The following is a 12,665-nucleotide window of genomic DNA, read 5'->3' on the forward strand; positions in this document are numbered from 1 at the left end:
GCATGAATCGTATGGAAGAAACCAAGGGTCTGCGTGGGCGGACCGACATTCATTTTAACTGCTGCCAGTCGGTGCTGGTGCCCTTTGCGGATGCCTGCGGGCTGAGCAAGGAGGCGGCCTATCAGCTGGGGGCCCACTTCGGAGCCGGCATGAAGCACGGCTCCACCTGCGGCGCGGTGACCGGAGCCCTGATGGCTCTGGGCATGGCGGGGGCGGATAACAATGCCGCCCTGGAACTGATGCGCCGGTTCCGGGAGCATAATCGGGCCCTGGACTGCGCCACCCTGCTGCGCATGGCGGCGGAGCGCGGTGAGGAGCGCAAATGCCACTGCGACCGGATGGTATACGAGGCGGTGGAGCTGCTGGAGGAGCAGCTGGAGAAAAAGTAAATGTGAAAAAGGGGCCCGGCCTGTCAAAACAGGTCGGGCCCCTTTTTGCGTTTCAGTTCAGCGGGAGTACAACAGGGGCATCCAGAGTGGCGGTATGGTAGCTCAGGATTTCCAGTTCCACCTGGTCGAAGGGGTAGTCAATCAGAGGAATGGACTCTTCAAAAAAGCCTTCGATCTCCTTCCCGTTTTCACCCTTGGCAATACTGTGGGAGGCCATGTTAAAGCTGTACTCGCTTCCGTCGGGGGAGCGGTAGGTGGAACCCACCACCTGGCGGAAGACATTGCCGTTCGCCAGGGTGGGAGCCAGGAAGGTGAGGGTGGGGATGCCGTCGATCTCATCCATCCGCGCCAGAGTAACGCCGTCAGGCATGGGATCGGTCCGGCCGGTGGTGAGATCCACCGTGACCCAGTGCTCCTCTTTGTCCTGCCAGATGGCCCCTTCGATGTGGAGAGTCAGGTGCCGGGCGTCCTCAAAATAGCTGCTTTCAAAGCGGTAGGAGGTGACCCGAGGGGTGCCGCCGTCGCCGTGGGCGATGAGCCCCTGGGGCCGGTCGTAGCGTACTCCCCTGTCGTCCTCCAGCCAGCAGCTCAGGCTGTGGAGTTGGACGGTGTTGGCCTCATCCTCCTGGATGTCCACCCGGACGTGGGTGGGGTAGATCTCCAGCCCCACCACCTTCAGCTGCTGGCCGTCCAGGGTAAAGGGCTGATCCAGAGCCAGGGTCGTGCCCTGGCTGGTAAAGTTGGGGTCGAATTGCAGGGTGAAGGAGAAGCTGGCCACCGCATCCGGTTCGGCAGGGGGATCGGCCCACAGGCCGGAGTCCGCCGACGGAGCAGCGGGGGCGGTGTTGTCATCCGCCCACACCTTGTAGTCCAGGATCAGGGTATCGGGCACGTCCTCCTCCTGGAAGTCGATGCAGATATGCCGCAGCTCCTTCGGGTCGCTGGGGGCCTGGGGGAAGGAGAGGCTGGCGTGGGCCTGCTGGCCGTCGGCCGTATAGACGTTCCCGGAACCGTCCAGCTGGGAATAGCGGTCGCTGCGCAGGGAGAAAAAGACGTTGACCTGCTTCTGGTCCACGATGAGATACTCCACTGTCATAGTCACGTCGCCGTCGGTCTGGCTCTGTACCACCCGCTGGACGTATTCGTGCTCAATGGCCGCCTTCAGGCTGGGGGAGAAGGCCACGGCAGCGGTAAGGCCCTTCAGAATAGGGATGTTGGAGCAGGCCATGGCAAAGGGGGTGGCCACATTGACCAGCAGCACAAAGACGGCAAACATGGCGGCCACGCTGCCCGCCGGGGCGGCCACCCATCGGCTCAGCCGGCGGCGCCGGCGTCTGGCTCTAGCCCGGGGGAGGGCGGATTCCAGCTTGGGGGGCGTCTGCTCCAGCTCGTCCAGGAGCAGACGGTATTCTTCCATACGGTCCATGGTTCAAGCCTCCTCGCTCAGTTCCAGTTTCAGCAGGGACAGGGCTTTGCGCTGCCGGGTGGAGACGGTGCCCGGGGGAATATCCAGAGCCTCCGCCGTCTCCGCCAGGGTGAGGCTCTGGAAATAGCGCAGGATGATGACCGCCCGCAGGTCGGCGGGCAGCCGGCTCACCGCCTCCTTCAGGGGCAGGGCGTCGTAGGCCTCCGCCGCGGTCTCGGGCAGCTCCTCCACCGCCAGCTCCCGCTTGCGGCGGCGAAGCTCCGCATTGCAGGCGTTGATGAGGATGCGGGTGAGCCAGGTGTTGAAGTGTTCCGGCTGGCGCAGCCGCTTATAATGCAGCAGGCCCAGATAGATGGCCTCGTCCACCGCATCCAGGGCGTAGGCCTCGCTGCCCAGATAGAGCCGGGCGGTGCGGTACAGCCTGGATTTCAGGGCTTCGGCCCGGATGGCAAATTCCTGTTCCGTCAAGGGTGGCGCCCCCCTTTCTGTCTGTTAGAGTATTTGGCGGGCCCTTTTCATTGCGTGCCGCGAAAAAAATCAGCCGCGCTGCAGAAACATGTTGCGGCGCGGCTGATTTCATGCGTTGACCAGAGCGTTGGCGTTTTCCAGATAGCGGTGGATCACATAGTAGAGCTCCCCTTTGGGCAGACCTTCCGGCGACAGGTTGCCAAAGTCGGTGAGGGGGCAGATCCGCCGGCCCAGCTCCCGGGCCAGGGGGTCCAGGGCGTCGGCCTCCTCCCGGTCCACCCCTCCGGACTGGATGAGGCTTTCCGTCTGCTCCAGCTCGGAGAACATGTTCCACAGGATCACCAACCGTTTCCGGTGGTAGTCCGCCTCCTCCTGAGATTGGTGCTGGGTGAACTGGGCGGCCTCGTGGTACACCATGTGGAACTGGGAGAGCAGCTCGCTGAACAGGGCCGGGTCCACCGGCTGATGGAGACTGCGGCGGATGACCTCCCAGTAGTAGGCCTGGAGCCGGTAGAGCTCCTGGAAATTCCGGCGGAACTGGGGCTCCCTCCGGTTGGGCAGCAGGAAGGTGTTGACCACCATCACCAGGGCTATTGCCATGGCCAGATACATGAGCCGCAGGCCGATGGCCTCGGTCTCCTGCACCGTCAGAGTGGCCATGGTGAGAGCGAAGGAGGTGGAGAAAATGGGCTGAACCCAGGTGCCGGGGGTGCAGCAGTACATCAGGGAGATCATGATGAGGGAGAAGACAAAGATCCCCGGCAGACCGGGCAGCCAGGGGTAGACCAGGTGGACCACCACGCAGCCAATGGCGGTGCCCACGGGGCGGGTGACCATTCGGTGGGCGCTCTCCTCATAGCTGGGCTGGAGGAGCAGGAAGGCGTGAAGGGGGAACCAGTAGGTGTGCTCAAATTCCCACAGGAAGCTGACGGTAGTACTGAAGGCCATGACCACTGCCAGACGCAGGGCAAAGCGGAACTCGAACCGGGCAGGGGAGAACCGCTGGCACAGGCTGCTCCAGGCTGCCCGCCAGGGCACCTTGCGGAAGAGAGGGTCATGCTGGGCGTGGAAGGACTCCCGGCACAGGAGCAGCAGGGTGTGGAGCACACTGCGGTAGAAGATGCGCAGTCGACCCTGAGGCAGGTCAGTGTGGTCCAGCAAAGCCTGGATGCGGGTTGCCAGCCGCTGCCGTCCGGCGGGCTCCCAGGCGCTTTGCAGCTGCCGCACCACGTCGGCCAGGGTGTGCATGGTGTGGGCAAAGGCGGGGGTGGCCCGGGCGTCCTGCCAGGAGGGGCCGTCGGCCACCAGGTAGGAGGCCCGCTGGAAGAGCAGCGCCAGCAGGTGGTAGCACCGCTTCTGCCGGTCGGGCAGCTGGAGCAGGTGCCGCCGGCCGTAGCCCTTCCGGTGGAAGCTGCGGGCCAGGTCGTAGAGGTCCTTTCCGGCGGCCTTGTCGTCTCCGCCTTCGGCCAGACCGTCCAGCAGATCGGCCAGCCGCAGCAGGCTGGAGGAGATCTGTCCGGCCGGATCGGAGACGATGTGGGTCACTCTGGCGTTGATGAGCAGGGCGATCACCAGCAGTACACAGCAGAACCCCACCGCCACCAGCTGGGTGGGCAGCTGCTCCAGCGTGGGGGGGCGCAGCTCCAGAAAGACGAAGGTCATGGCGTAGCCCATGTGGCCCTTCGGGGTAAACTGGCTGCACTTCCAGAACACCAGGAAGAAGGGGACCACAAAGTTCAGCAGGGCGCACAGCCATACGTTGAGTCCGGCGGCAAAGGCCAGCAGGCACAGCAGCAGGGACATAAGGCACATGGCCGCATAATCTTCCAGCCGGTTGGCCTCCTTCCGGCGGATCTGGAACAGGGTGGTGGAACAGGAGACCACCATGGCGTAGGTGCTGCCGAAGATCCAGGTCACCAGCAGGAACTGGACCACGTAAAACAAGATGGTGGAAAAGGCCCCCTTCCACCGGCGCCAGAACAGCGCCGGGAAGCCCTTGATGCCGGAAGCCGCGGACACAGACAACGCCCCCCTGTCAAATGATTACCTATCTAACATTATAGGGGTAACCTGGCGGTAAGCGCAAGGGGCAACAAAAAATTTTGGGGGATGGTGGGGAATTGCAAAAGAAAAGCGCCCATTATATAATAGGCGGGACAAATGAAACGGAGGAATCAGTTTGAACGCCCTGGAACGGCTTCCCATCCCGCTGCTGCAATGGTACCGGGAAAACGCCCGGGTCCTGCCCTGGCGCAGCGATCCCACCCCCTACCACGTGTGGATCAGCGAGATCATGCTCCAACAGACCCGGGTGGCGGCGGTGCTGGAGTACTACCGCCGCTTTCTGACGGAATTGCCCACCGTGGCCGATCTGGCGGCGGTGGAGGAGGACAAGCTCATGAAGCTGTGGCAGGGGCTGGGCTACTACAACCGTGCCCGCAACCTGCAAAAGGCTGCCCGCCAGATCATGGAGGATCACGGCGGGGTGTTTCCTGATCATTATGAGGCCATCCGTGCCCTGGCAGGCATCGGCGACTATACCGCCGGGGCCATCTCATCCATCGCCTTCGGCCTGCCTCAGCCGGCGGTGGACGGCAACGTGCTGCGGGTGGTGGCCCGCATCACCGGGGACGACAGCGACATCATGAAGGGGGACACCAAGGCCCGGATGGGGGCGGCCCTGAAGAAAGTGATGCCGCTGGAGGCGCCCGGTGACTTCAATCAGGCCCTGATGGAGCTGGGCGCTGTGGTGTGTCTGCCCAATGGGGCGCCCCTGTGTGAAAAGTGCCCGGCCAAGGAGTTCTGCGTGGCCCGCCTGACGGAACGCACCGGGGAGCTGCCGGTGAAGACGGCCAAAAAGGCCCGGCGTGTGGAGGAACGGACGGTGTTCCTTATTTTCCGGGACAGGGCGGTGGCCCTGCGGCGGCGGAAGAGCCGGGGCCTGCTGGCGGGGCTGTGGGAGTATCCCAACGAGCTCTCCCCTGCCCCCTGCCCGGTGGAGGCCCTCTCTCTGGAGCAGGGGCCTGCCGGCAAGCATATCTTTACCCACATCGAGTGGCACATGAAGGCCGTGCTGGTCCAGGCGGCCGACGACACCCTGCCTGAGGGCTGGGTGTGGGCCACCCTGGAGGAACTGGACCGGGATTACGCCGTGCCCAACGCCTTTCAGGCCTTCCGGCCCGCGGTGGAGGGGCGGCTCAAAGGAGAAGGAGAGGAACCATGGCAAAGCTGTATTTCCGGTATGGAGTGATGGGCTCCAGTAAGACGGCCAACGCCCTGATGGTGCGTTACAACTACGAGGAGCGGGGCCAGGACGCCCTGCTGGTGAAGCCCGCCATCGACCAGCGGGATGGGGCACGGTTTGTGGCCTCCCGGGCGGGGCTGAGCCACGATTGCATCTATTTTTCCGACCTGATGGAGATGACCCCCCGTCAGCTCAAGCCCTACGCCTGTATTATTGTGGATGAGGCCCAGTTCCTGAGCCGGGAGGAGGTACGCTACCTCACCGACCTGGTGGACGACTGGAACATCCCGGTGATCTGCTACGGCCTGCGGGCCGATTTCAAGGGGGATCTGTTCCCCGGCTCGGCGGAGCTGCTGGCCAGCGCCGACGTGATCGAGGAGGTCAAGACCATCTGCTGGTGCGGCAAGAAGGCCCTGTGCAATGCCCGGTTCGATGAGAGTGGTCATGTGCTGAAAGAGGGCGAGCAGGTGGTGCTGGGAGCCAACGACCGGTATATCGGCCTGTGCCGCAAGCATTGGAAAGAAGGCAACCTGGGTCCCAAACAGGGGTAAGGGTCAAAGGAAAGGAACGACTGATATGATCTGCAATCTCTGCCCCAGGCAGTGCGGGGCTCTGCGTACCGACAGCATAGGTGAGGGCCGCTGCCGGATGCCCGAGGCCCCAGTGGTGGCCCGGGCGGCCCTCCACATGTGGGAGGAGCCCCCCATCTCAGGCACAAAGGGCTCGGGCACTGTGTTTTTCTCCGGCTGCTCCCTGGGGTGCGTCTTCTGCCAGAACGAGCAGATCAGCCACCGGGACTTCGGTAAGCCCATTACGGTGGACCGGCTGCGGGCCATCTTCTACGAGCTGATCCATCAGGGAGCCCACAACATCAATCTGGTGAATCCCACCCACTACGCCCATGTGGTGCGTCAAGCGCTGGCCGAGCCCCTGCCGGTGCCGGTGGTGTGGAACTCGGGGGGCTATGACCGGGTGGAGACACTGCGGGCCCTGGAGGGCAAGATCCAGATCTACCTGCCCGACTACAAATATCGTACCGCAGAATACGCCGGGCGCTACTCGGATGCCCCCGACTACCCCCAGGCGGCGGAACAGGCTATTTTGGAAATGTTCCGCCAGACCGGTCCTGTCCGTTATGAGGACGGGCTGCTGAAACAGGGTGTTGTCATCCGCCACCTGCTGCTGCCCGGCAGACTGGCCGAGGCCAAGCGGGTGATGGACTGGGTGGCGGAGCATTTTGCGCCTGGACAGGTGCTTTTCTCCCTCATGAGCCAGTACATCCCCTGGGGGCGGGCGGCGGACTATCCCGAGATCAACCGCCGGATGCGCCCCTCGGAGGTGCGGGCGGCGGAGACCTACATGGCGGACCTGGGGCTGGAGGGCTTCGCCCAGGGAGCGGAGGCCGCCCAGGCGGAGTATATTCCCCCTTTCGATCTCACCGGAGTTTAATAAGCATACGTCCAAAAGGGGCGGGCCGTTGGCCCGCCCCTTTTCCTGTCAAATGGGACAACCTCCCCGCATAAGCATACACACAAGGGAGGTCGAGGCCATGGAGCGCAACCGAAAACGGGAAGGACTGCTGGAAAAGACAGCCCAGGTGCTGGACCTGCCCGGCGACGTGGTAGCCGGTCTGCCCCGGCTGGAGCTCACCGGCAGCCGGGAGCTGCGGATGGAGAACCACAAGGGCATCCTGGCCTACGGCAGCCAGGAGATCCACATCTCCGGCGGCAAGGTGGTATTCAAAGTGCGGGGCGAGGATCTGGAACTCAAGGCCATGAACGCCAGCCAGCTGCTCATCACCGGCGATATCGCCGCCATCGAACTGAACTGAGAGAGGAAGTGAAAGGATGCTGCGGCGGCTGGTCAATGCCCTGCGGGGCAATGTGCGCCTGGAGGTGGAGGGGGCCTTTCCCGAGCGGTTTCTCAATCTGTGTGCCCAGCGGGGCATTTTATTCTGGAACGTGGAGTGGCTGGAGACCACCCGCCTGCGGCTTACCGTCACCCGCCTGGGCAGCCGGCAGGCCATGGAGCTGGGGGAGCGGACGCTGTGTACCGTTACCCCGGCGGCCCGGTGGGGCATGCCCTTCTTCCTGGCCCGGTTCAAAACCCGGCACGCCTTCTGGGTGGGTCTGGCCCTGTCCCTGACGGCGGTGTGCATCCTCTCCTCCTTTATCCTCACCATCGAGGTGAAGGGAAATACCACTGTGTCCACCGCCCTCATCCGCACCGAGCTGCGGCGGCAGGGGCTGAGCATCGGCACCTTCGGCCCCGGTCTGGACGAGCGGACGGTGGGTAACAAGGTGCTGCTCCAGATTCCGGAACTGTCCTGGCTTTCCATCAACCTCTACGGAACCCGGGCGGAGGTGTTGGTGCGGGAGGCGGTACAGGCCCCCGAAGTGGTGGATGCCAGTGAGCACGGCAGTGTGGTGGCCCGTGCCTCCGGCATTATCACAAAGGTGGAGGCCCTCACCGGAGAGGCGGTGGTAGAGGTGGGGGACACGGTGCTGGAGGGGGAGACCCTGATTTCGGGCACCGTCCATCTGGACGCCCCAAAGTACAGTGAACTGCCCGACCTGGGCACCATCCAGGTGCGGGCGGAGGGCAGGGTTTATGCCCGCACCTGGCGTACCTTTTCCGCCCAGCTGCCTCTGGAGGCCCAAGTCAAGCGGTACACCGGGGAGGAGGACAGCATCTGGTCGGTAACGGTGCTGGGGCGGCGGATCGAATTTTTCGGAAGGGGTGGAATTTCTTTTGACAGGTATGATAAAATAAGCCGTACCTGGACCCTGACCCTGCCCGGCGGCGAGGAGATGCCCCTGGCCGTGCAGCGGGAGACCTGCCGGGCCTATGACACCGAGACACTGGCGGTGGAGCCGGACGCGGCTCAGGCCATGCTGGAGGAGCGCCTGCTGGAGGCGCTGGAGGAAGCGGTGGGGGAGGGCGAGATCGTCAGCACCGATTATACGGTGGAACAAAACAGCGGCATGCTGACCGTCACCCTCCAGGCGGAGTGCCGGGAAGAGATCGGGAAATTCGTGCCCGATCCCACTACACAAGAAAACGAGGCCGATCCATGATAGAACAGACCATCAATATCGAGCGGATGGAGGACGTGGTAGACGTCTTCGGTTCTTTTGACGAAAATATCAAGCTGGTGGAGCATGAGCTGGATGTGACGGTGGTGAGCCGGGACGACCAGCTGAAGGTCTCCGGCGAGGCGGAAAATGTGATGCATGCCGTCAAAGCCATCGAGGGCCTGCTGGGCCTGGCGGGACGGAAGGAGACCATCACCGAGCAGAACGTCCGCTACATCATCAACCTGGTGAAGGCGGGCAACGAGTCCCACATCAACGACATCGCCCGGGACGTATTGTGCGTCACCGCCAAGGGCAAACCCATCAAGGCCAAGACCCTGGGCCAGAAGCGGTATGTGGACGCCATCAAGAAGAATACCATCACCCTGGGCATCGGCCCGGCGGGCACCGGCAAGACCTATCTGGCGGTGGCCGCCGCCGTGGCCGCCTTCCGGGACAAGCAGGTCAACCGCATCATTCTTACCCGGCCTGCCGTGGAGGCCGGTGAGCGGCTGGGCTTTTTACCCGGCGATCTGCAGAGCAAGGTAGACCCCTACCTGCGGCCCCTGTATGATGCTCTCTTTGAGATGCTGGGGCCCGAGACCTACCAGAAGTACCTGGAGCGGGGCAATATCGAGGTGGCCCCTCTGGCCTACATGCGCGGCCGCACGCTGGACGACTCCTTCATCATCCTGGACGAGGCCCAGAACACCAGCCGGGAGCAGATGAAAATGTTCCTGACCCGCCTGGGCTTCGGCTCCAAGATCGTCATCACCGGCGATATCACCCAGATCGACCTGCCCCGGGACACGGTGTCCGGCCTGAAGGAGGCCATGCGGGTGCTGGACGGGGTGGAGGACATCGCCATCTGCCGGCTCAACGAGTCCGACGTGGTGCGCCACGTCATCGTCCAGCGGATCATCAAGGCCTATGAGGCCGACGAGAACCGCCGGGCCAAAAAGGAGAAGAAAGCATGAACCACGAGATCATCATTGAGACCGAGGTGGACGGGGCGGAGGAATACGCCGACCTGCTGCGGCAGGTGATCCCCGCCGCTCTGGATGCCCAGGGGGTGGACGTGCCCTGCGAGGTGGACGTGCTGTTCACCGACGACGAGGGCATCCACCAGATCAATCTGGAGCAGCGGGAGGTGGACCGGCCTACCGACGTGCTCTCCTTCCCCATGTTTGACCTTCAGCCCGGGGAGCTGCCCACAGAGGAGGACGCCGACCCCGGCGACGATCTGGTGCCCCTGGGGGATATGGTGATCTCCCTGGAACGGGCAAAGGCCCAGGGGGAGGAGTACGGCCACGGTACCCGCCGGGAGGTGGCCTATCTGGCGGTCCACTCGGTGCTCCACCTGCTGGGATACGACCACATGGACGAGGGCCCCATGAAGGCCCAGATGAGAGAACGGGAGGAGGCCATCCTGGGAAAACTGGGCATTGGCCGTGACTAAAGAATAAAAAGCTCAAGAAAGTTGAGGATCACCTATGGAAATCAAGAAATCCGGAATGATCAGCATTGTGGGCCGCCCCAACGTGGGCAAGTCCACCCTGACCAACGCCCTGGTGGGCGAAAAGATTGCCATCGTCTCCAACAAGCCCCAGACCACCCGCAACCGCATTAGTGCCGTGGTCAACCGGGGGGAGTGCCAGTATGTGTTTCTGGATACCCCCGGCCTGCACAAGGCCCGCACCCGGCTGGGCGATTACATGGTGAAGGTGGTCAAGGAGAGCGTGGCCGACGTGGACGCCATCCTGCTGCTGGTGGAGCCCATCCCCCACATCGGCGGCCCCGAGGCCGAGCTCATCGCCCGCATCAAGCAGCTGGGCGTCCCCTCCATCCTGGTCATCAACAAGATGGATACGGTGGAGAAGGAAGCCCTGCTGGCGGTGATGCAGACCTACGGTCAGGCCCATGATTTCAACGCCATCCTGCCCATCTCCGCCAAGCAGAACGAGGGCGTGAACGAGCTGCTGGACCTGCTGGCCGAGTTCCTGCCCGAGGGCCCCCAGCTCTTCCCCGACGACATGGTCACCGACCAGCCCGAGCGGCAGGTGTGCGCCGAGATCATCCGAGAGAAGCTGCTGCTCTGCCTGGACAAGGAGATCCCCCACGGTACCGCCGTGGAGATCACCCGCTTCTCCGAGCGGGACAACGAGATCATCGACCTGGATGCCACCATTTACTGTGAAAAGGCCAGCCACAAGGGCATCATCATCGGCAAGGGAGGCGCCATGCTGAAGAAGATCTCCACCCTGGCCCGCACCGACATCGAGGCCTTTATGGGCACCAAGGTGTTCCTTCAGACCTGGGTGAAGGTCAAAGAGGGCTGGAGAGACAACCTGAATCTTATCCACAACTTCGGTTATCGGGACGAGTAAGATGCACATAGCCACACAGGGCCTGGTGCTGCGGGAGGTCAACTATAAGGAGTCGGACAAGATCCTCACCGTCCTCACCGCCGAGGGAGGCAAGCGCACCGTCAAGGCCAGAGGCTGCCGCAGAAAGAACAGCCCCCTGGCGGCCTCCGCCCAGCTGCTGGTCTACTCCGACATGACCCTCTTTTTCTACCAGGACCGGATTACCCTCAACGAGGCCGAGTCCATCCGGCAGTTCTGGCACGTCAAATCCGACGTGGAACTGCTGGCCCTGGCCTCCTACTTTGCGGAAGTGATGGAGGTGGTGTCGGTGGAGGGACGGCCCGATCCGGCCGCCATGTCCCTGATTTTGAACTCTCTCCATGCCTTGGACAAGCTGAACAAACCCCAGGCGCTGGTGAAAGGGGCCTATGAGATGAAGCTTATGGCCCTGGAGGGCTATGAGCCTCTGGCTGATGCCTGTGCCGTCTGCGGCAGACCGGACCCGGAAAAGCCCATGCTCCACCTGTCGGAGGGGGTGCTTCACTGCGCCGCCTGTAAGAGCGAGGTGGGGGAGGGAACCTCCCTGCCCCTGACCGAGGGGGCCCTGGCCGCTCTGCGCCATATCCTCTACGGCGACCCCAAGCGCCTCTTTTCCTTCCAACTGGATCAGACGGGGCTGGACTGCCTGGCCAAGGTGTGCGAGGGATTTTTGCGCACCCAGCTGGACCGGGGGTTCCGCACCCTGGATTTTTATCATGAACTGAAAGCGGGGATGTAACATGGAACTGTATGTGGCAGACGCCTTCACCACCGTGCGCTTTTCCGGCAACCAGGCCGGTGTGGCCCTTCTGGGTGAGGGAGATTTCCCGGAAGAATCTCTGATGCGGGCTCTGGCCGGAGAGCTGAAGCACTCTGAGACTGCTTTTGTCCGGAAGACCGGGGAAAAATCCTTCCATATCCGCTATTTTACCCCGGCGGAGGAGGTGGACCTGTGCGGCCACGCCACCATCGCCGCCTTCACCGTCCTGCGGGACACCGGGGCCATTGCCCCCGGGGACTACGCCCTCCACACCCGCTCCGGGGACCTGGAGATCGGGGTGGGCGCCGACGCCGTCTGGATGGATATGGCGCCTCCCACCGATGGCCCCACCTTCTCGGAGGAGGAGCAGCAGGCCCTGTATGCCGCCTATGGCCTGTCTCTGGCCGACCGGCCGGAGGGGCTGGAGCCCCAGGCGGTGAGTACCGGCCTGATGGACATCCTGCTGCCGGTCAAGGATCAGGCGACCCTGGACCGGGCGGTGCAGAACGAGGCCGAGGTCACTCGTTTGTCGGAGCACTACAACGTGGTGGGCGTGCATATGTTCTGCCCTCATACCCCGGACGCCGCCGCCCACTGCCGCAACTTCGCCCCTCTGTACGCCATCCCGGAGGAGGCGGCCACCGGTACCTCCAACGGTGCCCTGACCTACTACCTCTTCCGCCGGGGCCTGATCCGGGCCGGGGCGGACAACCGCTTCGTCCAGGGAGAGAAGATGGGCAAGCCCTCCGAGATTTTGAGCCGCATCACCGAGGACAACGGTGGTGTGAAGGTACGGGTGGGAGGCCGGGCCCTCATCACCCTGAAATGTGAACTGATGGGATAAAACGGACGGGGCCGGCCAAATGTCCGGCCCCGTCCATATGATACGATTTGGAGAA

The 12,665-nt window shown here is 63.4% G+C and carries 14 protein-coding genes; 11 read left to right on the forward strand and 3 right to left on the reverse strand.

The window, feature by feature from the left end; all coding sequences use genetic code 11:
• Positions 1-2 precede the first annotated feature (2 nt).
• Positions 3-389 carry a C-GCAxxG-C-C family protein gene (locus B5G34_RS03970; RefSeq protein ID WP_087334494.1) on the forward strand — a complete coding sequence of 129 codons (387 nt, stop codon included), beginning with the start codon at positions 3-5 and terminating at the stop codon, positions 387-389.
• A 52-nt stretch (positions 390-441) separates the two neighbouring features.
• Here the strand turns inward: B5G34_RS03970 and B5G34_RS03975 are convergent, their stop codons facing one another.
• The 3 genes from B5G34_RS03975 to B5G34_RS03985 all read right to left on the reverse strand — a co-directional run bounded on the left by B5G34_RS03975 (position 442) and on the right by B5G34_RS03985 (position 4,302).
• Complete coding sequence (locus B5G34_RS03975) at positions 442-1,815, reverse strand: DUF4179 domain-containing protein (protein WP_087334497.1); 1,374 nt, start codon at positions 1,813-1,815, stop codon at positions 442-444.
• Between the two features lie 3 nt (positions 1,816-1,818).
• Positions 1,819-2,283 (reverse strand): sigma-70 family RNA polymerase sigma factor, encoded by a 465-nt coding sequence (locus B5G34_RS03980; RefSeq protein ID WP_087334499.1) that lies wholly within the window; start codon positions 2,281-2,283, stop codon positions 1,819-1,821.
• Between the two features lie 108 nt (positions 2,284-2,391).
• Complete coding sequence (locus tag B5G34_RS03985) at positions 2,392-4,302, reverse strand: FUSC family protein (protein ID WP_242956825.1); 1,911 nt, start codon at positions 4,300-4,302, stop codon at positions 2,392-2,394.
• 160 nt (positions 4,303-4,462) lie between these two features.
• On the opposite strand from B5G34_RS03985, the gene mutY reads away from it, so the two are divergent.
• From mutY to B5G34_RS04035, 10 genes are all read left to right on the forward strand, one after another.
• Complete coding sequence (mutY, locus tag B5G34_RS03990) at positions 4,463-5,533, forward strand: A/G-specific adenine glycosylase (RefSeq protein WP_087334501.1); 1,071 nt, start codon at positions 4,463-4,465, stop codon at positions 5,531-5,533.
• Positions 5,503-6,078 (forward strand): thymidine kinase, encoded by a 576-nt coding sequence (locus tag B5G34_RS03995; protein WP_087334504.1) that lies wholly within the window; start codon positions 5,503-5,505, stop codon positions 6,076-6,078. Before mutY ends, B5G34_RS03995 begins: the two co-directional genes overlap by 31 nt.
• 25 nt (positions 6,079-6,103) lie before the next feature.
• Positions 6,104-6,976, forward strand: a complete 873-nt coding sequence (locus tag B5G34_RS04000; RefSeq protein ID WP_087334506.1) for a 4Fe-4S cluster-binding domain-containing protein — start codon at positions 6,104-6,106, stop codon at positions 6,974-6,976.
• 100 nt (positions 6,977-7,076) lie between these two features.
• Positions 7,077-7,358, forward strand: coding sequence for a YabP/YqfC family sporulation protein (locus B5G34_RS04005; protein ID WP_087334508.1), 282 nt, complete (start codon positions 7,077-7,079; stop codon positions 7,356-7,358).
• A gap of 16 nt (positions 7,359-7,374) precedes the next feature.
• A complete protein-coding gene (locus B5G34_RS04010) occupies positions 7,375-8,604 on the forward strand; it encodes a sporulation protein YqfD (RefSeq protein ID WP_087334510.1) in 1,230 nt (409 codons plus the stop codon).
• Complete coding sequence (locus B5G34_RS04015) at positions 8,601-9,578, forward strand: PhoH family protein (RefSeq protein WP_087334512.1); 978 nt, start codon at positions 8,601-8,603, stop codon at positions 9,576-9,578. Before B5G34_RS04010 ends, B5G34_RS04015 begins: the two co-directional genes overlap by 4 nt.
• Complete coding sequence (ybeY, locus tag B5G34_RS04020) at positions 9,575-10,060, forward strand: rRNA maturation RNase YbeY (protein WP_087334514.1); 486 nt, start codon at positions 9,575-9,577, stop codon at positions 10,058-10,060. The genes B5G34_RS04015 and ybeY overlap by 4 nt, the downstream gene beginning before the upstream one ends.
• A gap of 34 nt (positions 10,061-10,094) precedes the next feature.
• On the forward strand, positions 10,095-10,988 hold the full coding sequence (gene era / locus B5G34_RS04025; RefSeq protein ID WP_087334516.1) for a GTPase Era: 894 nt from the start codon (positions 10,095-10,097) through the stop codon (positions 10,986-10,988).
• 1 nt (position 10,989) lies between these two features.
• On the forward strand, positions 10,990-11,745 hold the full coding sequence (gene recO / locus B5G34_RS04030) for a DNA repair protein RecO (RefSeq protein WP_087334518.1): 756 nt from the start codon (positions 10,990-10,992) through the stop codon (positions 11,743-11,745).
• Between the two features lies 1 nt (position 11,746).
• Positions 11,747-12,610: a PhzF family phenazine biosynthesis protein gene (locus tag B5G34_RS04035; RefSeq protein ID WP_087334520.1), complete on the forward strand. Its 864-nt coding sequence runs from the start codon at positions 11,747-11,749 to the stop codon at positions 12,608-12,610.
• Positions 12,611-12,665: the final 55 nt, after the last annotated feature.

The organism is Flavonifractor sp. An82, from assembly GCF_002159265.1.
Lineage (GTDB): Bacteria > Bacillota > Clostridia > Oscillospirales > Oscillospiraceae > Flavonifractor.